28 protein-coding genes and 1 tRNA gene are annotated in these 24,928 nt (G+C 53.1%); 19 read left to right on the forward strand and 10 right to left on the reverse strand.

Features of this window, described 5'->3' with window-relative positions:
• Positions 1-2 precede the first annotated feature (2 nt).
• Genes lptA through ACH0WD_RS15900 form a run of 5 tightly spaced genes read right to left on the reverse strand, consistent with a single transcriptional unit; the run spans position 3 to position 3,662 of the window.
• Positions 3-557 carry a lipopolysaccharide ABC transporter substrate-binding protein LptA gene (gene lptA, locus ACH0WD_RS15880; protein WP_000669770.1) on the reverse strand — a complete coding sequence of 185 codons (555 nt, stop codon included), beginning with the start codon at positions 555-557 and terminating at the stop codon, positions 3-5.
• Complete coding sequence (gene lptC / locus ACH0WD_RS15885) at positions 526-1,101, reverse strand: LPS export ABC transporter periplasmic protein LptC (RefSeq protein ID WP_000047845.1); 576 nt, start codon at positions 1,099-1,101, stop codon at positions 526-528. Before lptC ends, lptA begins: the two co-directional genes overlap by 32 nt.
• Positions 1,098-1,664: a 3-deoxy-manno-octulosonate-8-phosphatase KdsC gene (kdsC, locus tag ACH0WD_RS15890; protein WP_000030030.1), complete on the reverse strand. Its 567-nt coding sequence runs from the start codon at positions 1,662-1,664 to the stop codon at positions 1,098-1,100. The genes lptC and kdsC overlap by 4 nt, the downstream gene beginning before the upstream one ends.
• 20 nt (positions 1,665-1,684) lie before the next feature.
• Positions 1,685-2,671 (reverse strand): arabinose-5-phosphate isomerase KdsD, encoded by a 987-nt coding sequence (gene kdsD / locus ACH0WD_RS15895; protein ID WP_000018619.1) that lies wholly within the window; start codon positions 2,669-2,671, stop codon positions 1,685-1,687.
• A 13-nt stretch (positions 2,672-2,684) separates the two neighbouring features.
• On the reverse strand, positions 2,685-3,662 hold the full coding sequence (locus ACH0WD_RS15900) for a calcium/sodium antiporter (RefSeq protein ID WP_000922742.1): 978 nt from the start codon (positions 3,660-3,662) through the stop codon (positions 2,685-2,687).
• A 212-nt stretch (positions 3,663-3,874) separates the two neighbouring features.
• On the opposite strand from ACH0WD_RS15900, the gene mlaF reads away from it, so the two are divergent.
• The 7 genes from mlaF to murA all read left to right on the forward strand — a co-directional run bounded on the left by mlaF (position 3,875) and on the right by murA (position 8,738).
• Positions 3,875-4,687 (forward strand): phospholipid ABC transporter ATP-binding protein MlaF, encoded by an 813-nt coding sequence (gene mlaF, locus ACH0WD_RS15905; protein ID WP_000531566.1) that lies wholly within the window; start codon positions 3,875-3,877, stop codon positions 4,685-4,687.
• Positions 4,688-4,694: 7 nt separating this feature from the next.
• A complete protein-coding gene (gene mlaE / locus ACH0WD_RS15910) occupies positions 4,695-5,477 on the forward strand; it encodes a lipid asymmetry maintenance ABC transporter permease subunit MlaE (protein WP_000925786.1) in 783 nt (260 codons plus the stop codon).
• A gap of 4 nt (positions 5,478-5,481) precedes the next feature.
• Positions 5,482-6,033: an outer membrane lipid asymmetry maintenance protein MlaD gene (gene mlaD, locus ACH0WD_RS15915; protein ID WP_001193591.1), complete on the forward strand. Its 552-nt coding sequence runs from the start codon at positions 5,482-5,484 to the stop codon at positions 6,031-6,033.
• An 18-nt stretch (positions 6,034-6,051) separates the two neighbouring features.
• Complete coding sequence (gene mlaC, locus ACH0WD_RS15920) at positions 6,052-6,687, forward strand: phospholipid-binding protein MlaC (RefSeq protein WP_000476475.1); 636 nt, start codon at positions 6,052-6,054, stop codon at positions 6,685-6,687.
• On the forward strand, positions 6,687-6,983 hold the full coding sequence (gene mlaB / locus ACH0WD_RS15925) for a lipid asymmetry maintenance protein MlaB (protein WP_000188843.1): 297 nt from the start codon (positions 6,687-6,689) through the stop codon (positions 6,981-6,983). The genes mlaC and mlaB overlap by 1 nt, the downstream gene beginning before the upstream one ends.
• A gap of 187 nt (positions 6,984-7,170) precedes the next feature.
• Positions 7,171-7,425: a BolA family iron metabolism protein IbaG gene (gene ibaG, locus ACH0WD_RS15930; RefSeq protein ID WP_001518349.1), complete on the forward strand. Its 255-nt coding sequence runs from the start codon at positions 7,171-7,173 to the stop codon at positions 7,423-7,425.
• A 53-nt stretch (positions 7,426-7,478) separates the two neighbouring features.
• Positions 7,479-8,738 (forward strand): UDP-N-acetylglucosamine 1-carboxyvinyltransferase, encoded by a 1,260-nt coding sequence (murA, locus tag ACH0WD_RS15935; protein WP_000357288.1) that lies wholly within the window; start codon positions 7,479-7,481, stop codon positions 8,736-8,738.
• 58 nt (positions 8,739-8,796) lie between these two features.
• Here murA and sfsB read toward each other — a convergent pair whose 3' ends face one another.
• Both sfsB and ispB read right to left on the reverse strand, forming a co-directional pair.
• Complete coding sequence (gene sfsB / locus ACH0WD_RS15940; RefSeq protein ID WP_000444167.1) at positions 8,797-9,084, reverse strand: DNA-binding transcriptional regulator SfsB; 288 nt, start codon at positions 9,082-9,084, stop codon at positions 8,797-8,799.
• Positions 9,085-9,316: 232 nt separating this feature from the next.
• Positions 9,317-10,288, reverse strand: a complete 972-nt coding sequence (ispB, locus tag ACH0WD_RS15945; RefSeq protein WP_001047354.1) for an octaprenyl diphosphate synthase — start codon at positions 10,286-10,288, stop codon at positions 9,317-9,319.
• Positions 10,289-10,545: 257 nt separating this feature from the next.
• Here ispB and rplU point away from each other — a divergent pair, with 257 nt between their 5' ends.
• From rplU to cgtA, 4 genes are all read left to right on the forward strand, one after another.
• Positions 10,546-10,857, forward strand: a complete 312-nt coding sequence (gene rplU / locus ACH0WD_RS15950) for a 50S ribosomal protein L21 (RefSeq protein WP_000271396.1) — start codon at positions 10,546-10,548, stop codon at positions 10,855-10,857.
• Positions 10,858-10,876: 19 nt separating this feature from the next.
• A complete protein-coding gene (rpmA, locus tag ACH0WD_RS15955; protein WP_000940593.1) occupies positions 10,877-11,134 on the forward strand; it encodes a 50S ribosomal protein L27 in 258 nt (85 codons plus the stop codon).
• A gap of 129 nt (positions 11,135-11,263) precedes the next feature.
• On the forward strand, positions 11,264-12,229 hold the full coding sequence (locus tag ACH0WD_RS15960) for a DMT family transporter (RefSeq protein ID WP_000813052.1): 966 nt from the start codon (positions 11,264-11,266) through the stop codon (positions 12,227-12,229).
• A 15-nt stretch (positions 12,230-12,244) separates the two neighbouring features.
• The gene (gene cgtA, locus ACH0WD_RS15965) at positions 12,245-13,417 is read left to right on the forward strand and encodes an Obg family GTPase CgtA (protein WP_000673556.1); all 1,173 of its coding nucleotides are present in this window, start codon (positions 12,245-12,247) and stop codon (positions 13,415-13,417) included.
• A 130-nt stretch (positions 13,418-13,547) separates the two neighbouring features.
• On the opposite strand, the gene dacB is transcribed toward cgtA, so the two are convergent.
• A complete protein-coding gene (gene dacB / locus ACH0WD_RS15970; protein WP_001212687.1) occupies positions 13,548-14,981 on the reverse strand; it encodes a serine-type D-Ala-D-Ala carboxypeptidase in 1,434 nt (477 codons plus the stop codon).
• 247 nt (positions 14,982-15,228) lie between these two features.
• On the opposite strand from dacB, the gene greA reads away from it, so the two are divergent.
• Complete coding sequence (greA, locus tag ACH0WD_RS15975) at positions 15,229-15,705, forward strand: transcription elongation factor GreA (RefSeq protein ID WP_001148008.1); 477 nt, start codon at positions 15,229-15,231, stop codon at positions 15,703-15,705.
• Positions 15,706-15,860: 155 nt separating this feature from the next.
• Here the strand turns inward: greA and yhbY are convergent, their stop codons facing one another.
• A complete protein-coding gene (gene yhbY, locus ACH0WD_RS15980; RefSeq protein ID WP_001592995.1) occupies positions 15,861-16,154 on the reverse strand; it encodes a ribosome assembly RNA-binding protein YhbY in 294 nt (97 codons plus the stop codon).
• A 126-nt stretch (positions 16,155-16,280) separates the two neighbouring features.
• Between yhbY and rlmE the strand changes: the two genes are divergently transcribed.
• The 7 genes from rlmE (at position 16,281) to ACH0WD_RS16015 (ending at position 23,281) form a co-directional block, all read left to right on the forward strand.
• Positions 16,281-16,907, forward strand: a complete 627-nt coding sequence (gene rlmE, locus ACH0WD_RS15985) for a 23S rRNA (uridine(2552)-2'-O)-methyltransferase RlmE (protein WP_000145974.1) — start codon at positions 16,281-16,283, stop codon at positions 16,905-16,907.
• A gap of 103 nt (positions 16,908-17,010) precedes the next feature.
• The gene (gene ftsH / locus ACH0WD_RS15990) at positions 17,011-18,945 is read left to right on the forward strand and encodes an ATP-dependent zinc metalloprotease FtsH (protein ID WP_001107481.1); all 1,935 of its coding nucleotides are present in this window, start codon (positions 17,011-17,013) and stop codon (positions 18,943-18,945) included.
• Between the two features lie 103 nt (positions 18,946-19,048).
• A complete protein-coding gene (gene folP, locus ACH0WD_RS15995; protein WP_000764711.1) occupies positions 19,049-19,897 on the forward strand; it encodes a dihydropteroate synthase in 849 nt (282 codons plus the stop codon).
• Positions 19,890-21,227, forward strand: a complete 1,338-nt coding sequence (gene glmM / locus ACH0WD_RS16000) for a phosphoglucosamine mutase (RefSeq protein WP_000071169.1) — start codon at positions 19,890-19,892, stop codon at positions 21,225-21,227. The genes folP and glmM overlap by 8 nt, the downstream gene beginning before the upstream one ends.
• A 222-nt stretch (positions 21,228-21,449) precedes the next feature.
• Complete coding sequence (gene secG, locus ACH0WD_RS16005) at positions 21,450-21,782, forward strand: preprotein translocase subunit SecG (RefSeq protein WP_000272680.1); 333 nt, start codon at positions 21,450-21,452, stop codon at positions 21,780-21,782.
• Positions 21,783-21,795: 13 nt separating this feature from the next.
• Positions 21,796-21,882: transfer RNA gene (locus ACH0WD_RS16010), tRNA-Leu, on the forward strand.
• A gap of 334 nt (positions 21,883-22,216) precedes the next feature.
• A complete protein-coding gene (locus ACH0WD_RS16015; protein ID WP_000051502.1) occupies positions 22,217-23,281 on the forward strand; it encodes a YwqG family protein in 1,065 nt (354 codons plus the stop codon).
• Positions 23,282-23,366: 85 nt separating this feature from the next.
• Here ACH0WD_RS16015 and argG read toward each other — a convergent pair whose 3' ends face one another.
• Complete coding sequence (gene argG, locus ACH0WD_RS16020) at positions 23,367-24,710, reverse strand: argininosuccinate synthase (RefSeq protein WP_000207646.1); 1,344 nt, start codon at positions 24,708-24,710, stop codon at positions 23,367-23,369.
• Positions 24,711-24,928: the final 218 nt, after the last annotated feature.

A 24,928-nucleotide genomic window follows, 5' to 3' on the forward strand; every position in this document is an offset into this window, starting at 1 on the left:
AATTAGTTACTCTTCTTTTGCGCCGGAGTCTGGCCTTTGTTTTTGTCTTGCAACTGCGACGGCACCAGAACGGTGGTGACGCGTTTGCCTTTCTCGCTGAAGGCCTGCATTTTCTGCTCTTTCACCAGGTAGGTGATTTTGTCGCCGGTAATGTTGCTGTCAAGCTGCTCCAGATAAGCGTTGCCGGTCAGCACCACAAAATCTTTCGCCAGCTCGTAGTGCATATGGGAAGCGTGGCCTTTCACCGGCTTACCGTTGTCCTGCATCTGGTAGAAGGTGGCCGGATTGCCGTAACCGTCGATCACCTCTTTCCCCTGTTCGCCGCCAGGGCGGGTAACCACGACTTTATCGGCGTTGATCTTAATCGTGCCCTGGGTCATCACCACGTTGCCCGTAAAGGTCACGACGTTGCCTTGCATATCCAGCGACTGTTGATCCGAGTCAATATGAATAGGCTGTTCAGTATCGCCCGTGACGGCGAAAGCCGGAATGCTGGCGGCCAGCAGCGAGCCGGCAAGCATAAGATTAAGGCTGAGTTTGTTTGTTTTGAATTTCATAAGAGGTTCTAACCTTTTCAATCAGCTCGGCGTTCTTGCTGCGTAAGTTACCGCGCATTTTCAGTCCGCTGGAGTTAAATGTTGTGCCGTATAACGTCACCAGATCGTTCGAGGTAACATCCTGCGTCACCAGATTAATCTGCGCGTTATCGGTGGTAATTCTGCGTAATTGAGCGTCAGGCACCAGGGCGTTGACTTCAACATGACCATACAGATAGAGCATCCGATCGTTAGTCAATTTGGCTTTATCGGCCTTGATCGACCATGTCGGCACTTTATCCTTATCAAAGGTGGTTAATACCGGTTGCGTAAACCATGAGACCGCCTGATCGGAAAAATATTCAACGTGCTGCGCGATCAGACGATAGCTCAACGCGCCTTCCGGACTGTACACGACGGTATCCGTATGCTCGCTTTTATACGTGGGATCGTTGCTGTTGACCATCACGGCAGCAGGATCGTCTTTATCCGCCAGATTGATACCAATCAGTACCAGAATGGCCAGCGACAGTAGAATGATAACCCAACGTCTGGTTTTACTCATATCGATTGCCCTTTGGCCTCATCCAGCTTGCCCTGCGCCAGCAGCAGCAAATCGCACACCTCACGTACCGCGCCGCGCCCGCCGGCAATGTGCGTCACATAGTCAGCGCGGGGGATCAGCAGCGGATGCGCATTCGCAACGGCAACGCTTAACCCCACTTTTTCCATCACCGGCCAGTCAATCAGATCATCGCCGACATAGGCAACATTTTCCGGCGCAATGGCCAGTTTTTCCAGCAGATCGCTAAAGGCGATCAGCTTATTCGACTGTCCCTGATAAAGATGGACAATCCCCAGCGTGGCGCAGCGATCTTCTACAAGTTTAGCCTTTCGTCCGGTAATAATGGCAACCTCGATATTGGAGGTCAAAGCACAGCGAATACCATAGCCGTCACGAACGTTGAAAGCCTTCAGCTCTTCGCCGTTATTGCCCATATAAATCAGGCCGTCAGACAATACGCCATCCACGTCCAGGATGAGCAGGCGGATATTCTCCGCTTTGGTCATGACATGAGTGCTGACGGGGCCATAACAGGTCGCAAGCGACGCACCTGCTTTACTCATCGTTAATTATCCTTGAGTTTCTACACGACGCCTGCACGCAGGAGATCATGCATATGTAACACACCGAGTAACTGGTCGCCATCAGCAACCAGTACGGAGGTGATATGGCGGGACTGCATTAAATTCAGCGCATCGACAGCGAGAATACCGGGACGCACGCGAATGCCCCCTGGCGTCATCACCTCGGCGATCCCCAACTGGCGCATATCGCCGCCCATATCGAACACGCGACGTAAATCGCCGTCGGTGAAGATACCGTCGATCTTCATGGATTCATCGCAAATGACGGTCATACCGAGATTTTTACGCGTAATTTCTAACAGCGCATCACGCAGGGTGGCATGTTTATTAACATGCGGGATTTCATCGCCAGTATGCATAATATCGCTTACGCGCAGCAGTAGCTTACGTCCCAGCGCGCCGCCAGGATGCGATAGAGCGAAATCCTCGGCGGTAAAGCCGCGCGCTTTTAACAACGCCACGGCGAGAGCGTCGCCCATCACCAGCGTTGCGGTGGTACTAGTGGTAGGCGCCAGGCCTAACGGACACGCTTCTTTGGGCACTTTAACACACAGATGCACATCTGCCGCACGCGCCATGCTGCTTTCCGGTCGCCCGGTAATGCAAATTAACGGTACGTGCAGCCGTTTAAGCACCGGTATTAGCGCCGCGATCTCGCTGGATTCGCCGGAGTTGGAGATAGCGATAACCACATCCTGCGGCGTAACCATCCCCAAATCGCCGTGCGCGGCTTCGCCTGGATGTACAAAAAAGGAAGAGGTGCCGGTACTGGCGAACGTGGCGGCCATTTTCCGTCCGATATGACCGGATTTTCCCATCCCCATGACCACCACTTTTCCGGTGCAGTTGAACATTTTTTCACAGGCCAGCGTGAAATGCTGGTTGATATATTGATCAAGCTCCGCCAGGCCTTCACGTTCAATTTCCAGGACCTCTTTGCCTGCCTGCTGAAAGTCAAACCCCGGTTGCAACGCTAAATGCGACATAATCCGTTTCCAGTTATCCAACAAGAAGTGGCGATAGCCAATAGAGCATCGCCAGCCATACGATAAACCCGCCGGTCAGCAGTATACCTGCGCCCCGACCAATCTGACGCGGATGCCGCCAGCAAAGTAAAGCGAAAACCACGCTAACCAGCAACATCACGCTATAATCACGCCCAAACGCCAGCGGGTTGATCTCCCCCGGCGCGATCAGCGCAGGCAGTCCCAGCACGATGGCGAGATTAAAAATATTGGCACCAATGAGATTACCAACGGCAATATCATTTTCGCCTTTTCGCACGCCGGCAATCGCCGTCGCCAGTTCTGGCAGACTGGTGCCGACGGCGATGACTGTCAGACCGAGCGTTAATTCACTCATGGCGAAATAGTTCGCCAGCACCGTAGCGTTATCGATTACCATGCGCGTCGCCATCGGCATGATGACCAGCGCAATGCCCAGCCATAAGAACGCGACGGGGAGCCCGCCTTCGCGCGGCAGCTCCGCCAGTTGTTCGCGGGTGAGGCTGTCATTCCCCTGGCGTTCGGCCAGACGCGCGATTTTAACAATGAATAACAGCCATAGCACAGCCAGAAGCAGGAGAAAGATACCATCACTGCGGCTTAACTGTCCGTCATGCAGTACGGAACCGGCTACCACGCTAACAAATAACATTAATGGCAATTCGCGACGTAAAACATCGGAATGCACGGTAAATGGACGAACCAGCGCCGCCAGCCCTAAGATCAGCAAAATATTGGTGATGTTAGAACCGAGCGCCGCGCCGACGGCCAAATCGAGCTGACCGTGTAGCGATGCGGCGACCGACACAATAATTTCCGGCAGCGAGGTGCCGATACTCACGACCGTCATCCCGATGATCAGCGGGGGAATACCGAATGTACGGCATAAAATAGAGGCCGCAAACACCAGACGATCGGCGCCGTAGGCCACCAGAAGCAAACCAATTATGAGTAGCGCCATCGCTAAAAGCATCTAAAGTCCTTTCTTCAGGTATACTCGCCGGTCCCCTGGAAGGGATATCTGGAAGCCGTAACGAAGTCCTAATTTTGACTTTATGCGGCTAAAAAGTAAAACGAATGCCAGCTTTCGCTAACCCTGTCAGTTAATATTCTGTAATTATGTCGAACCCATGGTTAAATTCAGCGCCATGGTTACCTCAACAAGGCAATACGAAGGATGAATCAATGGGTCAGTCTGCGGCCAATTTAGTCGATATGCGCGACGTCAGCTTTTCCCGTGGCGAACGCTGCATTTTCGATAATATTTCCCTGACGGTGCCGCGCGGGAAGATCACGGCGATCATGGGGCCGTCGGGCATCGGTAAAACCACGCTGTTGCGCCTGATTGGCGGACAGATCCCGCCGGATAAGGGCGAGATCTTATTTGATGGCGAGAATGTGCCGGCCATGTCCCGTTCGCGGCTCTACACCGTCCGTAAACGTATGAGTATGCTGTTTCAGTCGGGAGCACTGTTTACCGACATGAACGTGTTTGACAATGTGGCCTATCCGCTACGGGAGCACACCAATTTACCCGCGCCGCTGCTAAAAAGCGTCGTGATGATGAAACTGGAAGCTGTCGGGCTGCGCGGCGCGGCAAAACTGATGCCTTCCGAGCTCTCCGGTGGGATGGCGCGCCGCGCCGCGTTGGCGCGCGCCATCGCTCTGGAACCGGATCTCATCATGTTCGATGAGCCGTTTGTCGGCCAGGACCCGATTACCATGGGCGTTCTGGTGAAGCTGATTTCAGAATTGAACAGCGCGCTGGGCGTGACCTGCGTGGTGGTCTCGCATGATGTGCCAGAGGTGCTCAGTATTGCGGATCACGCCTGGATCATGGCGGACAAAAAAATCGTCGCTCACGGTAGCGCTCAGGCGTTGCAGGAGAATACGGACCCGCGCGTGCGTCAGTTCCTTGACGGTATTGCCGACGGGCCGGTTCCGTTCCGCTATCCGGCGGGCGACTATCACCTTGATTTACTCGAAACAGGGAGTTAAGCCACTCATGCTGTTAAATGCGCTGGCAGCACTCGGACACAGCGGGATCAAAACCGTCAGGACGTTCGGGCGCGCCGGGTTAATGTTATTCAATGCGATTATCGGTAAGCCGGAGTTTCGCAAACATGCGCCGCTGCTGGTGCGCCAGCTTTATAATGTGGGCGTCTTGTCGATGCTTATCATTATTGTCTCCGGCGTATTCATCGGTATGGTGCTGGGGCTGCAAGGCTATCTGGTTCTGACCACTTACAGCGCGGAGACCAGTCTTGGCATGTTAGTGGCGCTTTCGCTGCTGCGCGAGCTGGGGCCGGTGGTCGCGGCGTTGCTGTTTGCCGGGCGGGCCGGGTCGGCGTTGACGGCGGAAATCGGCCTGATGCGGGCGACGGAGCAGCTCTCCAGTATGGAGATGATGGCGGTCGATCCATTGCGCCGGGTGATTTCGCCGCGCTTTTGGGCGGGCGTGATTTCGTTGCCGCTACTGACCATTATCTTTGTGGCGGTCGGTATCTGGGGCGGCTCGCTGGTCGGCGTAAGCTGGAAGGGAATCGACGCCGGGTTCTTCTGGTCCGCGATGCAGAATGCCGTCGACTGGCGTATGGACCTGGTGAACTGTCTGATAAAGAGCGTGGTGTTCGCCATTACGGTAACATGGATTGCGTTATTCAACGGTTATGACGCAATACCAACTTCTGCCGGGATTAGCCGGGCAACGACGCGTACCGTGGTTCACGCATCGTTGGCCGTTCTGGGGCTGGATTTTGTGCTGACCGCACTGATGTTTGGGAATTGAGTTCATGCAAACGAAAAAAAATGAAATTTGGGTAGGCGTTTTTTTGCTGGTAGCGTTGCTGGCGGCGCTGTTTGTTTGCCTGAAGGCGGCAAATGTGACCTCTATGCGCACGGAGCCGACCTATAAGGTTTATGCGACCTTCGATAACATCGGCGGTCTGAAAGTGCGTTCCCCGGTACGCATCGGCGGGGTGGTTGTCGGGCGGGTTGAAGATATCTCGCTTGATCCGAAAACATACCTACCGCGCGTAACGCTCGACATCGAAGAGCGTTATAACCATATTCCCGATACCAGCTCGTTGAGTATTCGTACTTCCGGGCTGCTGGGGGAGCAATATCTGGCATTAAACGTCGGTTTTGAAGATCCTGAGCTGGGAACGTCTATCCTCAAAGATGGGAGTACGATTCAGGACACCAAGTCTGCAATGGTGCTGGAAGATATGATTGGCCAGTTCCTCTATAACAGCAAAGGCGACGACAATAAGAATTCTGGCGATGCGCCAGCCGCAACGGAAGGCCATACTGAAGCCACAACGCCCGCGGGCGAAACGAAATAATCTCAGGAGAATTGAGGCATGTTTAAACGACTGATGATGGTGGCCCTGCTGGTCATTGCGCCATTAAGCGCAGCAACGGCAGCGGATCAGAGCAATCCTTATAAACTGATGAACGAGGCGGCGCAGAAAACTTTTGATCGCCTGAAAAACGAACAGCCGAAAATTCGTGCCAATCCGGATTACCTGCGCGACGTTGTTGATCAGGAACTTCTGCCGTACGTGCAGGTAAAATATGCCGGCGCGCTGGTGTTGGGCCGCTATTACAAAGAGGCGACTCCGGCGCAGCGTGAAGCCTATTTTGCCGCGTTTCGCGAATACCTCAAACAGGCATACGGTCAGGCGCTGGCGATGTACCACGGCCAGACTTACCAGATAGCGCCTGAGCAACCGCTGGGCGATGCGACCATTGTGCCTATCCGTGTAACGATTATCGATCCCAACGGTCGTCCGCCGGTACGCCTGGATTTCCAGTGGCGCAAAAACACCCAGACCGGCAACTGGCAGGCGTATGACATGATTGCGGAAGGCGTCAGCATGATCACCACCAAGCAAAATGAGTGGAGCGATCTGCTGCGTACTAAAGGCATCGACGGCCTGACCGCACAACTGAAATCTATCTCTCAACAGAAAATTACTTTGGACGAGAAACAGTAATGACGCCGCAACTCACCTGGACGCGTGAGGCGGACACTCTGGTGCTGGCGGGAGAGCTGGATCAGGACGTGTTGGCGCCGCTATGGGACGCGCGCGTAGAAGCGATGAATGGCGTTACCCGTATCGACCTGAGCCAGATCTCCAGGGTGGATACGGGGGGACTGGCGCTGCTGGCGCACCTTGTGAACCAGGCAAAAAAGCAGGGCAATGCCGTGTCGCTGTCTGGCGTTAACGACAAGGTTTACGCGCTGGCGCAATTATATAACTTGCCCGAAGACGTACTTCCCCGTATGTAATGAATGCCGGATGGTTTATCCGGCCTACACTTCGCATGATCCCCGTAGGCCGGATAAGTTGCGTTAGCAGCACCATCCGGCACTTTTACCGCGCTGATTTATCAGCGTAATCTTTTGCTTATTTAAGACGGCGCGACTTTGCTCTAAGATGTTGGGCTGTTTTCACTATTTGACGAATAAAGAACCCATGGAAAATCATGAAATTCAGAGTGTGCTGATGAATGCCCTCTCCCTCCAGGAAGTCCACGTCTCCGGCGATGGCAGTCACTTTCAGGTTATTGCCGTGGGCGAGATGTTTGACGGCATGAGCCGGGTCAAGAAACAGCAAACGGTCTATGGGCCGCTAATGGAGTACATTGCGGACAACCGTATCCATGCCGTATCGATCAAAGCATATACCCCGGCGGAATGGGCGCGCGATCGTAAACTTAACGGATTTTAAGCTACGGGTAACCTGCCGGTAGCGGAGATGAATGCTTAACTGAGAATACAATAATGGATAAATTTCGTGTACAGGGGCCAACGACGCTCCAGGGCGAAGTCACAATTTCCGGCGCCAAAAACGCCGCGCTGCCGATCCTGTTCGCCGCTCTGCTGGCAGAAGAACCGGTAGAGATCCAAAACGTTCCAAAACTGAAAGACGTGGATACGTCGATGAAGCTCCTGAGCCAATTAGGCGCGAAAGTGGAACGCAATGGATCGGTACACATTGACGCCAGCCAGGTGAACGTGTTCTGCGCGCCTTATGATCTGGTTAAGACCATGCGCGCCTCGATATGGGCGCTGGGGCCGCTGGTTGCCCGTTTTGGTCAGGGACAAGTCTCTCTGCCGGGGGGCTGTACTATCGGCGCGCGTCCGGTTGATCTGCATATTACCGGTCTGGAACAACTGGGTGCGACCATCAAGCTGGAAGAGGGCTACGTAAAGGCCTCCGTCGAAGGACGTCTTAAAGGGGCGCATATCGTGATGGATAAGGTCAGCGTCGGCGCGACCGTCACCATTATGTGCGCCGCTACGCTGGCGGAAGGGACGACCATCATTGAAAACGCCGCGCGCGAGCCGGAAATTGTCGACACCGCTAACTTCCTGGTTACGCTGGGGGCGAAGATCGCCGGGCAGGGCACCGATCGTATTACGATCGAGGGCGTAGAGCGTCTGGGCGGCGGCGTTTATCGTGTGCTGCCGGATCGTATCGAAACGGGGACTTTCCTGGTGGCGGCAGCGATCTCTCGCGGCAAAATCCTCTGCCGTAACGCGCAACCGGACACTCTGGACGCGGTACTGGCGAAACTGCGCGATGCTGGCGCGGATATCGAAGTGGGCGAGGACTGGATTAGTCTGGACATGCACGGCAAACGACCGAAGGCGGTCAATGTCCGTACCGCGCCACACCCGGCATTCCCGACCGATATGCAGGCGCAGTTCACGTTGCTGAACCTGGTGGCGGAAGGGACGGGCTTTATCACTGAAACCGTCTTTGAAAACCGTTTTATGCACGTGCCTGAACTCAGCCGCATGGGCGCGCGTGCGGAAATTGAAAGCAATACCGTCATATGCCATGGCGTAGAAACGCTCTCTGGCGCCCAGGTCATGGCGACAGATCTGCGAGCATCTGCGAGCCTGGTGCTGGCGGGCTGTATTGCGGAAGGCACGACGATTGTGGATCGCATTTATCACATCGATCGCGGTTATGAGCGCATCGAAGACAAACTGCGCGCGCTAGGCGCGAATATTGAACGCGTGAAAGGCGAATAACCTTCTGTACGCTGAATAACCCCCGCGAACGCGATTGCGGGGGTTATTTTTCAGGCGCTTACTCTACATTCTGTTTGTCTTTATTACGCGCTCTCATAAGCCGCGTTCTGTCGATAAACTCATGCGTGCGCGGATCGTGATAACGCGATGGCCAAATAACCCAGGGTTCCGTTCCCAATGCTTTCGCGATAATCAACTCTCCTTTCGGCCACGGGCGCGTTAATGCATTGGCCAGCGTGGATGAGCTCAATCCATTCCGACGTGACTCAGCGGCCATTGAAGTCCCTTTTTTACGTAGTCCGGCAATGATATCGGCCGGATGCCAGTCAATAAGCTTGCTTTCCATACATCCATCACTCCTTAGGTTAATCACTTACGGTTTTAACAACCCGACGACGTTCGATACTATAACGCTTCGTGAAGGAATGTTCTAAAAAGTTCATGTAAGTGGCGGCAATATTCAGAATATGCCAGGGGAAGCCGTATATGAATATACGAAAAGACAGGCAATAGGGTATCTGGAGTTTATTAGAACTTAATGGGATATCCCGCGCAGTGCGCGGGATAAGAGAATGGCATTAACGATCGCGCTGCACCGCGATGTGTGCGAGACCGATTAGCGCCTCACGCCATGGAGTATCCGGCAATATCTGCAACGCGGATATCGCTTTGTCGGCTTCTTCTTCCGCTCGCTGACGCGTCCATTCCAGCGAGCCGCAGGTGGTCATCGCTTCCAGAACCGGTTCCAGAAGATGACGGCCATTGCCTTGTTCAATAGCGGTACGGATCATCGCTGACTGTTCTGGCGTACCGTGGCGCATGGCGTGAAGCAACGGTAAGGTGGGTTTGCCCTCATTGAGGTCATCACCCACATTTTTACCGAGATGCTCGCCGTCGGCGCTGTAATCCAGCAGATCGTCAATGAGCTGGAAAGCCGTACCAAGGTAGCGGCCATAGTCCTGCAACCCTTTCTCTTGCTCAGGCGTACAACCGGCAAGAATACCGGAGCACTGGGCGGCGGCTTCGAACAGACGGGCCGTTTTACTGTAAATCACTCGCATGTAATTTTCTTCGGTAATGTCCGGGTCATTCACGTTCATCAATTGCAGCACTTCGCCTTCTGCAATCACGTTGACCGCTTCCGACATCACTTCCAGCACTTTTAACGAGCCGAGGCTGGTCATCATCTGGAAGGCGCGGGTATAGATAAAGTCGCCGACCAACACGCTGGCGGCATTACCGAAAGCGGCATTTGCCGTCGCTTTGCCGCGACGCATATCAGATTCATCCACCACATCATCATGTAGCAGCGTCGCCGTGTGGATAAACTCGATCAGAGCGGCGATAGTCACGTGCGCGTTACCCTGATAACCCACCGCACGCGCGGCAAGAACGGCAATCATCGGACGAATGCGTTTTCCGCCGCCGCTAATAATGTAATATCCTAGCTGATTAATCAGTTGAACGTCGGAATTAAGCTGTTCAAGGATTGTCGCATTGACACCCGCCATATCTTGCGCGGTTAACTCGTTGATTTTTTCTAAATTCATCGCAAAAGCCGGGCTTATCGCCCCGATTATCCCATGTCTGAATGAGGTAACGTAGGGTTTATGGTTAGAAATATACCCTGATTGTACTGAAAAAACGCCGCAGATAAACGTTACCGTATGCGTTGTGTTTTTTTTCTTCATGTATTGATGGTAGCACTTGTCAAAGCCGTGCAATTTGCGTAATATTCGCGCCCTATTGTGAATATTTATAGCGCGCTCTGAATCATTGAAAGGTGTGCGCGGAAGCGGAGTTTTTTATGTACGCGGTTTTCCAAAGTGGTGGTAAACAACACCGAGTAAGCGAAGGTCAGACCGTTCGCCTGGAAAAGCTGGACATCGCAACTGGCGAAACTATCGAGTTCGCTGAAGTTCTGATGATCGCAAACGGTGAAGAAGTCAAAATCGGCGTTCCTTTCGTTGATGGCGGCGTAATCAAAGCTGAAGTTGTTGCCCACGGTCGTGGCGAGAAAGTTAAAATCGTTAAGTTTCGTCGCCGTAAACACTACCGTAAGCAGCAGGGCCATCGTCAGTGGTTCACTGATGTGAAAATTACCGGCATCAGCGCTTAAGATTAGGGGAGCAGATTAAATGGCACATAAAAAGGCTGGCGGCTCGACTCGTAACGGTCGCGATTCTGAAGCTAAACGTCTGGGCGTAAAACGCTTTGGCGGTGAAGCAGTTCTGGCAGGCAGCATCATCGTTCGTCAACGTGGTACTAAATTCCACGCTGGTACCAACGTTGGTTGCGGTCGTGACCACACTCTGTTTGCTAAAGCAGACGGTAAAGTGAAATTCGAAGTTAAAGGCCCGAAAAACCGTAAATACATCAGCATCGTTGCTGAGTAAGTTTTTTGTGGTCCGGTAACGGATGAAAGCCCCGCACCTGTTGCGGGGCTTTTTACATTCGATGGCCGACTAAAATATACCCGTGTGGCTGTGCGAATGCCGTTAACGGGTCTTTGCAGGGAACACGGCATGAAGCAGCAGGCAGGCATTGGCATTCTTTTAGCGCTCACTACCGCGATGTGCTGGGGAGCGTTGCCAATAGCAATGAAGCAAGTGCTGGAGGTGATGGAGCCTTCAACCATTGTCTTCTACCGCTTCTTAATGGCCAGTATTGGCCTCGGGGCGATACTGGCAGTAAAAAGAAAGCTGCCGCCGCTGCGTATTTTTCGTAAGCCGCGCTGGTTGGTGTTATTGGCGATAGCGACCTGCGGACTGTTCGGTAATTTCATTTTGTTCAGTTCTTCCCTGCAATATTTAAGCCCAACCGCGTCGCAGGTTATCGGCCAGCTCTCGCCGGTTGGCATGATGGTCGCCAGCGTCTTTATTCTGAAAGAAAAGATGCGCGGTACGCAGGTGATTGGCGCGCTGATGTTATTGAGCGGGCTGGTGATGTTTTTTAACACCAGTCTGATCGAGATTTTTACCCGACTGACCGACTACACCTGGGGCGTTATTTTTGGCGTAGGCGCGGCGATGGTGTGGGTGAGCTATGGCGTGGCGCAAAAAGTATTATTGCGACGTCTGGCCTCGCAGCAGATCCTGTTTTTACTGTACACTTTATGTACGATAGCGCTCTTGCCGCTGGCAAAACCGATGGTGATAGCGCAACTGAGCGACTGGCAGCTCGCCTGTTTGATTTTCTGCGGGCTAAATACGCTGGTAGGATATGGCGCCCTGGCGGAAGCGATGGCGCGTTGGCAGGCGGCGCAGGTGAGCGCGATAATCACGCTTACACCGCTATTTACCCTGCTGTTTTCAGATCTTTTATCTATGGCCTGGCCCGATTTCTTCGCCAGACCGATGTTAAACCTTTTAGGTTATCTCGGTGCGTTTGTCGTGGTTGCGGGCGCGATGTATTCCGCCATTGGTCATCGTATTTGGGGCGGTTTACGCAAGCATGAAACGGTGGTTTCGCAACCCCGCTCAGGCGAATGATTTACGGAGAATAAAATGAAGTTTGTTGATGAAGCATCGATTCTGGTCGTTGCAGGCGATGGCGGTAATGGCTGTGTGAGCTTCCGCCGCGAAAAATATATCCCGAAAGGCGGCCCGGACGGCGGTGATGGCGGCGACGGCGGCGACGTCTGGATGGAAGCCGATGAAAACCTGAATACGCTGATCGATTACCGCTTTGAAAAATCGTTCCGCGCTGAACGTGGTCAGAATGGCGCGAGCCGCGACTGTACCGGTAAACGCGGTAAAGACGTGACCATCAAAGTGCCGGTCGGTACGCGCGTTATCGACCAGGGAACCGGTGAAACGATGGGCGACATGACCAAACACGGTCAGCGTCTGTTGGTCGCGAAGGGCGGCTGGCATGGGCTAGGCAATACCCGTTTTAAATCCTCGGTTAACCGTACGCCGCGCCAGAAAACCAATGGTACGCCGGGCGATAAGCGCGACCTGCTGCTGGAACTGATGCTGCTGGCGGATGTCGGGATGCTGGGGATGCCAAACGCCGGTAAATCAACGTTCATTCGTGCGGTATCGGCAGCAAAACCGAAAGTCGCGGACTATCCGTTTACCACGCTGGTGCCGAGCCTGGGCGTGGTACGTATGGACAGCGAAAAGAGTTTTGTGGTGGCCGACATTCCGGGGTTGATCGAAGGCGCGGCGGAAGGCGCGGGCCTGGGGATTCGCTTCCTGAAGCACCTCGAACGTTGCCGCGTACTGCTGCACCTCATTGATATCGATCCGATCGACGGTTCCGATCCGGTGGAAAACGCCCGTATCATTATTGGCGAACTGGAAAAATACAGCCAGGATCTGGCGGCTAAACCGCGCTGGTTAGTGTTCAACAAGATCGATCTGATGGATAAAACCGAAGCGGAAGAGAAAGCGAAAGCGATCGCCGAAGCGTTGGGCTGGGAAGGGAAATACTATCTGATTTCCGCCGCCAGTCAGCTGGGGGTGAAAGATCTCTGCTGGGATGTGATGACCTTTATCATCGAGAATCCGATCGCGCAGGCTGAAGAAGCAAAACAGCCGGAAAAAGTCGAGTTCATGTGGGACGATTATCATCGCCAGCAGTTGGCTGAAGTGGAAGAAGACGCAGACGATGACTGGGATGACGACTGGGATGAAGACGACGAAGAAGGCGTCGAGTTCATCTACAAACGTTAATCTCGTAGCCGGATGGCGCTTACGCTTATCCGGTCTACAAAAGCCAACGGGCCGCATTTGCGGCCCGTTTTATTATGTCCTTTGTTGGCCGGATAAGACGCGTTAGCGCCGCCATCCGGCAATAATGCACTCAGTTAGTCTGATAAATATCCTTATACAACCGACTCTCGAAGCGTACCAGCGGAATACGTCGATTACGCTGATCGGCAGGTGGAACCGCGTAGCCGGACAAATACTGTACAAATGCCATCCGTTGCCCGCTTGCGGTGGTAATAAAGCCCGCCAGATTATACACGCCCTGCAGTGACCCGGTTTTCGCTGAAACCTTACCGTCTACGCCCGCCTGATGCAGCCCGGCGCGGTATTGTAATGAACCATCATAGCCCGCCAGCGGCAGCATAGAGATAAAGTTCAGCTCGTTATCGTGTTGGGCGATATATTGCAGCACCTGCATCATCGTGGCGGGAGCGATCAGATTATGGCGAGAAAGACCGGAACCGTCGGCAATAATGGTATTGCCGATATCAATTCCCGCCTGTTGGCGCAGGATCTGGCGAACGGCATCCGATCCCGCCCGCCAGGTGCCAGGCACGTTAAACCTGACATGACCAATCATCCGAAAAACAGTATCGGCGATCATGTTGTCTGACTTTTTCAGCATAATCTTAAGCAGATCGTGCAGTGGCGCCGACTGTTTACTGGCGACGATCGTTCCGGGCTCGTTAACCTGCGTCTGGCGCAGCAGCGTGCCGCGGTAAGTTATCCCGGCCTCTTTCAGTTCCTGCTTGAGGATCGCGCCCGCGTAGCTGGCGCCGTCCTGAATAGCAAAGGCCAGCGGCAGCGGGTCGGCGCGCTGTGGTAAACAGCCGGTAAGCGTATAACGGTTCAAATCGCCAGGCACCACATCCAGCTCGCAATACTGTGCGTCTGCCGAACCGCGCGGCAGAGTCCGTACCTGGCTGAACATCGTTACCGGATAATAAGAGGCCACGCGAATAAAGGCTAAATCGTTTGGTTTTTGCGCGCTATAAAGCGACACAGAAAAACAGTTGCGGTCAACAATGGCGGCGGCGGGAGGCGCGCTGAAACACTGCGTCAGGTCGTTCCACGGCCAGCCTGGCGCTTTATCGTGGCTGGCGAAAATCGACGTGTCGATAAGCACATTGCCGTCGATTTGCGTGACGCCGGACTTTTTCAACGTCGCGACCATATTGCGAATATCCTGACGTCTTAGCGTTGGATCGCCACCGAATCGCGCAATTACGTCACCTTTCAGGATGCCGTTATCGACGTTGCCTTTAGTCTCCAGCGTGGTCGTAAAACGGAAATCCGGGCCGAGTTGAATCAGCGCCGCCAGCGCGGTAATCACCTTTTGGGTACTGGCGGGAAGCGCCATCTGCTGACTATGATAATCAATAGCTGGCGCGGGCGCGCCAATCTTTTGCACCATCAGCGCGAGGTTGGCGCCGGCCGGAAGCTGTTTGATGTATTCGTCAATATTCGCGGCCTGAACGCTGAACGCTATACTGGTGGTCAATCCGATGATAAATCTGGAAAATCGCATAATCTCGCGCTAACACCCTGGAAACAAGCCGTCATACTACGGCGCAACGCCCTAAAAAGTAAACGATGACCCATAGGGAACTCCAGGGTAAAATGGTTATCAAAGAGGAAATTGTAGCTGACCTGGGACTGCGCGCCCGGGTTGGTGTTTTTTTGCTTCTGACCCTGGTATGGCATATGCCGGGGCTGGCTTAGCAGCCGGGGTAGAGTTCATTGCCCCCTACAGGAATGTTCAAGAGGTATAACAAATGCAAGCTATTCCGATGACCTTACGCGGAGCCGAAAAACTGCGCGAAGAGCTGGATTTTCTGAAATCTGTGCGCCGTCCTGAAATCATCGCCGCTATCGCCGAAGCGCGCGAACATGGCGATTTAAAAGAAAACGCGGAGTATCATGCTGCACGCGAACAGCAGGGTTTCTGCGAAGGGCGCATTAAAGATATCGAAGCAAAACTGTCGAATGCGCAGGTGATTGATGTCACTAAAATGCCGAACAATGGTCGCGTGATTTTCGGCGCTACCGTCACGGTGCTGAACCTGGACACCGACGAAGAGCAGACCTATCGTATTGTTGGCGATGATGAGGCGGATTTTAAGCAAAATCTCATTTCGGTAAACTCGCCAATCGCTCGCGGTCTGATCGGCAAAGAGCAGGATGACGTCGTGGTGATCAAAACGCCTGGCGGCGATGTGGAATACGAAGTGCTTAAAGTGGAATACCTTTAAGCAGTACTCAATACGCAAATTGTTGGTGTATTGTAAAGAAAGGAAAAAGGCCGCATAGCGGCCTTTTATCAACGGAGAGAGCGTGGCATTTTGCTCTCCTGCTCGTGGAAAACCCCTCGTTTTACACAGATTTTGTGTTCGACTTTAGGATATCCTTAACGCGGCAGCGAGATTTTACGCTCTTTAGTTGGGCGATACAGCACCAGCGTTTTACCGATGACCTGTACGTTACAGGCGCCGGTTTCGCGCACGATAGCGTCCACGATCAAGGTTTTTGTTTCGCGATCTTCCGAGGCGATTTTCACCTTGATAAGTTCATGGTGCTCTAACGCTTGTTCAATCTCGGCCAGTACCCCTTCGGTCAAACCATTATTGCCAAGCATAACAACAGGCTTGAGCGGATGTGCCAGACCTTTTAGGTGCTGTTTTTGTTTAGTACTCAGATTCATCGTATATTTTTGCTTACGTTGGGATTGAAAACGGGTCATTCTACCGCCATCTCCCTTATATCGCCAAATAGGCGTGTAGAAATTTACGCCATTGGCTACGATGAACTGCCCCGACGGGAAAGTTAAATGACAGGTAAAAAGCGTTCTGCCAGCTCAAGCCGCTGGCTTCAGGAACACTTTAGCGATAAATATGTTCAACAGGCGCAGAAAAAGGGGCTACGCTCCCGTGCCTGGTTTAAACTTGATGAAATACAGCAAAGTGACAAACTTTTTAAGCCGGGAATGACGGTAGTCGATCTCGGCGCTGCGCCAGGAGGCTGGTCACAGTATGTGGTCACGCAGATTGGCGGCAAAGGCCGCATCATCGCTTGTGATCTTTTACCTATGGATCCTATCGTTGGTGTGGACTTTCTTCAGGGCGATTTTCGTGATGAACTTGTCATGAAAGCGTTACTGGAACGCGTGGGTGACAGTAAAGTACAAGTTGTCATGTCGGATATGGCACCAAACATGAGCGGAACACCGGCGGTGGATATCCCCCGCGCCATGTATCTGGTGGAGCTGGCGTTAGAGATGTGCCGCGATGTGCTGGCGCCAGGCGGAAGTTTTGTAGTGAAGGTGTTCCAGGGCGAAGGTTTCGATGAGTATCTAAGGGAAATTCGCTCCCTGTTTACGAAGGTTAAAGTTCGTAAGCCGGACTCTTCGCGTGCGCGTTCGCGTGAAGTGTACATTGTAGCGACCGGGCGAAAGTGATAACCGGCAGATTTCAGACGTAAGGTTTGAAAGAAACTGGATATAGAGTATCCTGACGCTGTTTTTAACACAGTTGTAATAAGAGGTTAATCCCTTGAGTGACATGGCGAAAAACCTAATACTCTGGCTGGTCATTGCCGTTGTGCTGATGTCAGTATTCCAGAGCTTTGGGCCCAGCGAGTCTAATGGCCGTAAGGTGGATTACTCTACCTTCCTGCAAGAGGTCAATCAGGACCAGGTTCGCGAAGCGCGTATCAACGGACGTGAGATCAACGTTACCAAGAAAGATAGTAACCGTTACACGACTTACATTCCGATTAATGATCCGAAGCTGCTTGATAACCTGCTGACTAAAAACGTCAAGGTTGTTGGCGAACCACCTGAAGAGCCAAGCCTGCTGGCTTCTATCTTCATTTCCTGGTTCCCGATGCTGTTGCTGATCGGCGTCTGGATCTTCTTCATGCGTCAGATGCAGGGCGGCGGTGGCAAAGGCGCCATGTCGTTCGGTAAGAGCAAGGCGCGTATGCTGACGGAAGATCAGATCAAAACCACGTTTGCTGACGTCGCGGGTTGTGACGAAGCGAAAGAAGAAGTGGCGGAACTGGTTGAATACCTGCGTGAACCGAGCCGTTTCCAGAAGCTGGGCGGTAAAATTCCGAAAGGCGTCCTGATGGTCGGCCCGCCGGGTACCGGTAAAACCCTGCTGGCAAAAGCCATTGCGGGTGAAGCGAAGGTGCCATTCTTTACGATTTCCGGTTCTGACTTTGTGGAAATGTTCGTCGGTGTCGGCGCGTCTCGTGTGCGTGACATGTTCGAACAGGCCAAGAAAGCGGCGCCGTGCATTATCTTCATCGATGAAATTGACGCCGTAGGTCGCCAGCGTGGCGCTGGTCTGGGCGGTGGTCACGATGAACGTGAGCAGACGTTGAACCAGATGCTGGTTGAGATGGACGGCTTCGAAGGTAACGAAGGTATCATCGTCATCGCTGCAACTAACCGTCCGGACGTTCTGGACCCGGCGCTGCTGCGTCCAGGCCGTTTTGACCGTCAGGTGGTGGTAGGTCTGCCGGATGTTCGCGGTCGTGAGCAGATTTTGAAGGTGCATATGCGTCGCGTACCGTTAGCGACGGATATTGATGCGGCGATCATTGCGCGCGGTACGCCGGGCTTCTCCGGTGCGGACCTGGCGAACCTGGTCAACGAAGCGGCGCTGTTTGCCGCACGCGGCAACAAACGCGTAGTGTCGATGGTTGAGTTCGAGAAAGCGAAAGACAAAATCATGATGGGCGCCGAACGTCGCTCCATGGTGATGACGGAAGCGCAGAAAGAGTCGACCGCGTACCACGAAGCGGGCCACGCGATTATCGGTCGCCTGGTGCCGGAACACGATCCGGTGCACAAAGTGACGATTATCCCGCGCGGTCGTGCGCTGGGCGTGACCTTCTTCCTGCCTGAAGGCGACGCGATCAGCGCCAGCCGTCAGAAGCTGGAAAGCCAAATCAGCACGCTGTACGGCGGACGTCTGGCGGAAGAGATTATCTACGGCGTTGAGCATGTTTCTACCGGCGCGTCGAACGACATTAAAGTCGCGACTAACCTGGCGCGTAACATGGTCACCCAGTGGGGCTTCTCGGAGAAACTCGGTCCGTTGCTGTACGCGGAAGAAGAGGGCGAAGTGTTCCTCGGCCGTAGCGTCGCAAAAGCGAAACATATGTCTGATGAAACTGCGCGTATCATCGACCAGGAAGTGAAAGCGCTGATTGAACGTAACTACAATCGCGCTCGTCAGATCCTGACTGACAATATGGATATTCTGCACGCGATGAAAGATGCGCTGATGAAATATGAAACCATCGATGCGCCGCAGATTGATGACCTGATGGCGCGTCGTGAAGTGCGTCCGCCTGCGGGCTGGGAAGATCCAAACGGCACCAATAACTCTGACAGCAATGGTACGCCTCAGGCGCCGCGTCCGGTTGATGAACCACGTACGCCGAACCCGGGCAACACGATGTCAGAGCAGCTGGGCGACAAATAAGCATTTGTTGTACAACATTATGTTTAGCGCTCACCGAAACCCTGGGGCTTGCCCCGGGGTTTTTCTTTTTTAACTCACCATAAATAAAACAGGGATTTTGACCATGAAACTCTTCGCTCAGGGCGCCACGCTCGATCTCACTCATCCGCATGTTATGGGGATCCTGAACGTAACGCCGGATTCGTTCTCCGACGGCGGCGCGCATAACACGCTGATTGAGGCGGTGAAACATGCGAATTTAATGGTGAATGCCGGGGCGACAATTATTGATGTGGGGGGGGAATCAACGCGACCAGGCGCGGCGGAAGTGAGCGTGGAAGAAGAGCTGGATCGCGTTATTCCGGTACTGGAAGCAATCGCGCAACGTTTTGAAGTGTGGATTTCTGTGGATACCTCTAAACCCGAGGTGATCCGTGAAGCGGCAAGGGCGGGCGCGCATATTATCAATGATGTCCGTTCGCTCTCCGAGCCCGGCGCGTTGGAAGCGGCAGCGGAAACCGGCTTGCCGGTCAGTCTTATGCACATGCAGGGCAACCCCAAAACCATGCAGGAGGCGCCGAAATATGACGATGTCTTTGCCGAGGTGAATCGCTACTTTATTGAGCAAATAGCACGTTGTGAGAAGGCCGGCATCGCAAAAGAGAAATTGTTGCTCGACCCCGGATTCGGTTTCGGTAAAAATCTCTCTCACAATTATACCTTACTGGCGCGACTGGGTGAGTTTCATCATTTTAACCTGCCGCTGCTGGTGGGCATGTCACGTAAAACGATGGTTGGTCAGTTACTTAACGTGGGACCATCAGACCGTCTGAACGGCAGCCTTGCGTGCGCGGTAATTGCCGCGATGCAGGGCGCGCAGATCATTCGCGTCCATGACGTCAAAGAAACCGTAGAGGCGATGCGGGTGGTGGAAGCCACTCTGTCTGCAAAGGGAAACAAACGCTATGAGTAATCGTAAATATTTCGGTACCGATGGGATTCGCGGACGTGTAGGCAATGCCCCCATTACACCTGATTTCGTGCTTAAACTGGGTTGGGCTGCCGGAAAAGTGCTGGCGCGTCATGGCTCGCGTAAAATCATTATCGGTAAAGATACGCGTATTTCCGGCTATATGCTGGAGTCCGCGCTGGAGGCGGGCCTTGCCGCTGCGGGGCTGTCGGCCTCGTTTACCGGACCTATGCCAACGCCAGCCGTCGCCTATCTGACGCGGACTTTCCGCGCGGAGGCGGGTATCGTTATCTCGGCTTCGCATAACCCGTTCTATGATAACGGCATTAAATTCTTCTCTATCGACGGTACGAAACTGCCTGACGATGTGGAAGAAGCCATCGAAGCCGAAATGGAAAAAGAGATCACCTGCGTAGACTCCGCCGAGCTGGGGAAAGCGAGCCGCATCGTCGATGCCGCCGGACGCTATATTGAGTTCTGTAAAGGCACCTTCCCGAACGAACTGAGCCTCAATGGCCTGAAAGTGGTTGTGGATTGCGCCAACGGCGCTACCTACCATATCGCGCCGAATGTGCTGCGCGAGCTGGGAGCGACCGTTATCGCCATCGGCTGTGAGCCAAACGGCGTCAACATTAACGAAGAAGTGGGCGCGACCGACGTGCGCGCGTTGCAGGCGCGCGTGTTGGCGGAGAAGGCGGACCTCGGCATCGCGCTTGACGGCGACGGCGACCGGGTCATCATGGTTGACCATGAAGGCAATAAAGTCGATGGCGATCAGATCATGTATATCATCGCGCGCGAAGGGCTGCGCCAGGGGCAGCTGCGCGGCGGCGCGGTGGGGACGCTGATGAGCAATATGGGGCTGGAGCTGGCGCTCAAGCAGCTTGGCATTCCGTTTGCCCGGGCGAAAGTGGGCGACCGCTACGTGCTGGAAAAATTGCAGGAAAAAGGCTGGCGCATCGGCGCGGAAAACTCTGGTCACGTTATTCTGTTGGATAAAACGACCACTGGCGACGGTATTGTAGCGGGGCTACAAGTTCTGGCGGCGATGGTGCGTAATCATATGAGTCTGCACGATCTGTGCAGCGGTATGAAAATGTTCCCGCAGATTCTGGTTAACGTGCGTTACACCGCCGGTAGCGGCGATCCGCTGGAAAATGAAGCGGTGAAAGCGGTAACGGCGGACGTAGAAGCCACGCTCGGCAATCGTGGGCGGGTACTGCTACGTAAATCCGGTACCGAACCGTTGATTCGCGTGATGGTGGAGGGCGAGGATGAAGCGCAGGTTACGGCATTCGCCCATCGTATCGCGGATGCGGTAAAAGCCGTTTAAGCGTTTAAGTGACTAAAAAGGCGGCGGTTGCCGCCTTACGGCCCGCAAAAAACAACGCTTTTGCTGTTTTTTTCCGCAGTTGATACAATGCGCTTAAATTGCCCTTGCGAAGGTCATTCGCTTTGGTTAGTATTCACACCCGCTTCAGTGGGAAACAGTAAAAATCCCGCTTTATTGGTAGAAGCATTGGTACGCGGCAACTCCGCAAGGAACAGGTTGATTATGTACGAAGCTCTTTTAGTTGTTTTCCTTATTGTGGCAATTGGCCTTGTAGGTCTGATCATGCTGCAGCAAGGTAAAGGCGCTGATATGGGAGCCTCCTTCGGAGCAGGCGCTTCCGCTACGCTATTTGGTTCAAGTGGTTCTGGTAACTTCATGACCCGAATGACGGCGGTATTGGCGACGCTGTTCTTCATCATCAGTCTGGTGTTGGGTAATATCAATAGCAACAAAACCAATAAAGGAAGCGAGTGGGAAAATCTGAGCGCGCCGGCGAAGACCGAGCAGACTCAACCTGCTGCACCGGCCCAGCCGACCAGCGATATCCCGCGCTAATAGCAGTATCCGTGCCGAGGTGGTGGAATTGGTAGACACGCTACCTTGAGGTGGTAGTGCCCAATAGGGCTTACGGGTTCAAGTCCCGTCCTCGGTACCAATATTCCAGAAAAGAGACGCTGAAAAGCGTCTTTTTTTCGTCTGTTGAAACTGCTCTCAGAGAGGAGGTTGAAGCAAGTTTACACGCGTCCCTGGCATGGCCCCGTCAATACGTTGAGATAGCCCTCCATACATACTCATGTATGTCCTCTCTGGTGATCTCCCTGCGTCAGGTTAACTCCACCGATTACGAGATCATCTTCGTTCATTGAAGACGGTAGTTGTTCAGCTATAATCTGAAATGCTTGTATCTGTTATCCCCCTCCATATCTTTTTCTCAAGTAGTTTTATCTAATCTTCCTTTGCACTGAGCCGAATATCTAAGGAAGAGATTAATGAGTTTATTTTTCGATCGTGCTGGATTGATTGCCGAATTGCGCACATCCAATTTGAGCTCTGCTATTCAGGAGAAAGTCGTGCAACAGGCACGTGCTGCTATTGCATTTAAACGTTGTCTGCGGGATATGGAAACAGTAAAGGTGGGGGCATCGCGGTTGGGCGGTCTACCCGACTGGCCATTAGGACAAAACTGGCCTATACGAAAAAAATCGGTTAATGCCACATCTCGCGTGCTAAAGCTGAAAGCTGAAAAAACGCGAAATGCCATGTTTGTTCATGAAATGAAAATGAGTTATGAGCTGCTCAATGAAGGGCGTAAGCTGCTTGGGCAGCCAGCGGAAGATTTTGATGAGGAGAAGTATCGGTCAGTACAGCAACGGTTATTAACCGAAACTGACATCCGCATAGAGAATCAGTTGGTTGATTTTCCGCTTGCTTTCGTTGCCCAACTAAATTTGAGTGACCTGGCGTTACTCCCGGGGTTTGATCCACTGCTTCCCAGGCGGGGGTTATTGAGCTTCTTTGTCGATGTTACCTGGGAAGATCGGCAGCCCTTTGTTTTCTGGCACGATGTTGAGGTAGATACATTAAGCACGCTAGCTGTGCCAGATGACTTGCTGGCTTTTTACAATAAGATTGAATTTCGTGAACCATGGCAATTGTGTACACAGGTTGAGTGCCTGGAACCTCTTTCCGTTATCAGTGTTCCGTCAGTCTGCGAGGGATTAAGCGTTACGCAGCAGAAAGCGTATGAATCATGGTATGACGCGTTAAGTGATTACGAACAGGATAACCCGTATCGAGTTGATGCCTGCTATTCCGGCGATCTTCTGGGAGGGTGGACAATTCCTCTCCAACGTAGTGTGGAAGATGAACTGAATCAAAATGATACAAGATGGCGACAGCTTTTTAGCTGGGATGAAGAAATTCATTCTACAACAGCATTACTGGCTGTCGCTGGGCCGGATTTTGGCGGGGGCGTTGACTATATAATGATGACTGAAAAAGACATGGCTGCACAATGCTTTGACAGGGTGCGAAATGTTGTCCAGTTTGATTAACTGGCAAATCAGCCATTTGCATCAACCTGGGGTGATATTCACAAAAAAGGCCGCTTTCGCGGCCTGTTGCATCAACGACGCGGGCTTATTTGCCTTTGTTTTCCAGGTTCTCAACCTGCGGCAGACCGGTCGCGGAAGAGGCGGTTAACAGACCCGCTTTCGCGTAGCCGAACAGTTTCTCGCGGGTATCGGTAATGTCCAGATTACGCATGGTCAACTGGCCAATACGATCGTCCGGTGAGAATACGGACTCGCCTTTCTCCATGGTCAGACGCTCAGCCTTATAGGTCAGGTTGTCTGACACGGTGTTCAGGATGGAGTAGTCGTTGCCGCGACGCAGCTCCAACGTCACTTCACCGGTAATCTGGCTGGCGACCCAACGTTGCAGGCCGTCACGCAGCATCAGCGCCTGCGAGTCGAACCAGCGGCCCTGATACAGCAGTTTGCCCAACTGACGACCATGAGAGTGATATTGCTCAATGGTGTCTTCGTTGTGAATACCGGTCAACAGACGCTCGTAAGCGATGTGCAGCAGTGCCATTCCGGGGGCTTCATAAATACCGCGGCTTTTTGCTTCAATGATGCGGTTTTCAATTTGGTCGCTCATACCCAGGCCGTGACGGCCGCCGATGCGGTTCGCTTCCAGCATCATCTCAACATCATCGCTGAAGGTTTTACCGTTCAGGGCAACAGGGTGGCCCTGCTCGAAGCGGACGGTCACCTCTTCTGCCGGGATCTTCACGCTCTCGTCCCAGAACTTCACGCCCATAATCGGGTTGACGATCTTGACGCTGGAGTTAAGAAACTCCAGATCTTTCGCTTCATGCGTGGCGCCGAGCATGTTGGAGTCGGTGGAGTAGGCTTTTTCGACTGACATCTTATAGTCGAAACCGCAGGCAATCATAAATTCAGACATCTCATGGCGACCACCCAGCTCATCGATAAAGTCGGTATCCAGCCACGGTTTGTAAATCTGTAATTCAGCATTCGTCAGCAGGCCGTAACGATAGAAACGTTCAATATCGTTGCCTTTATAGGTACTGCCGTCGCCCCAGATATTCACGCCGTCTTCTTTCATCGCGGCGACCAGCATCGTGCCGGTCACGGCACGGCCCAGCGGCGTGGTATTGAAATAGGTCAGTCCGCCAGTCGTATTATGGAAAGCGCCGCACTGAATCGCTGCGATCCCTTCTGCAACCAACTGCTTGCGGCAATCAATCAGGCGAGCATTCTCTGCGCCATACTCCATTGCGCGACGAGGAATGGCGTCATAGTCATCCTCATCCGGTTGTCCCAGATTCGCAGTATAGGCATATGGGACAGCTCCTTTTTGTCGCATCCACAGCAGCGCGGCGCTGGTGTCCAGACCGCCGGAAAAAGCGATACCAATACGTTGACCTGCTGGAAGATGCTTAAGAATCGTCGTCATAGAATAGAACCCTGCTTGATTGACTGATAATGAGATCGGTTTCTGCTTTAGTGCATTTTTATGCAAAATAAATGAGTTTTCATTTAATCATCTTTTAGCAGAGACAGGAAGCGTTTAGTGAAGGTTTACTGAAATAACGTTGTGAAATGCATGTATAAGCCGGAGAGGTGGGATGAGTATAACGAAGAGTGGTATTCATTCATCTGCATATTGGGAAT

Source organism: Salmonella sp. 2020_1395 (genome assembly GCF_043848115.1).
Taxonomy (GTDB): Bacteria; Pseudomonadota; Gammaproteobacteria; order Enterobacterales; family Enterobacteriaceae; genus Salmonella; species Salmonella enterica.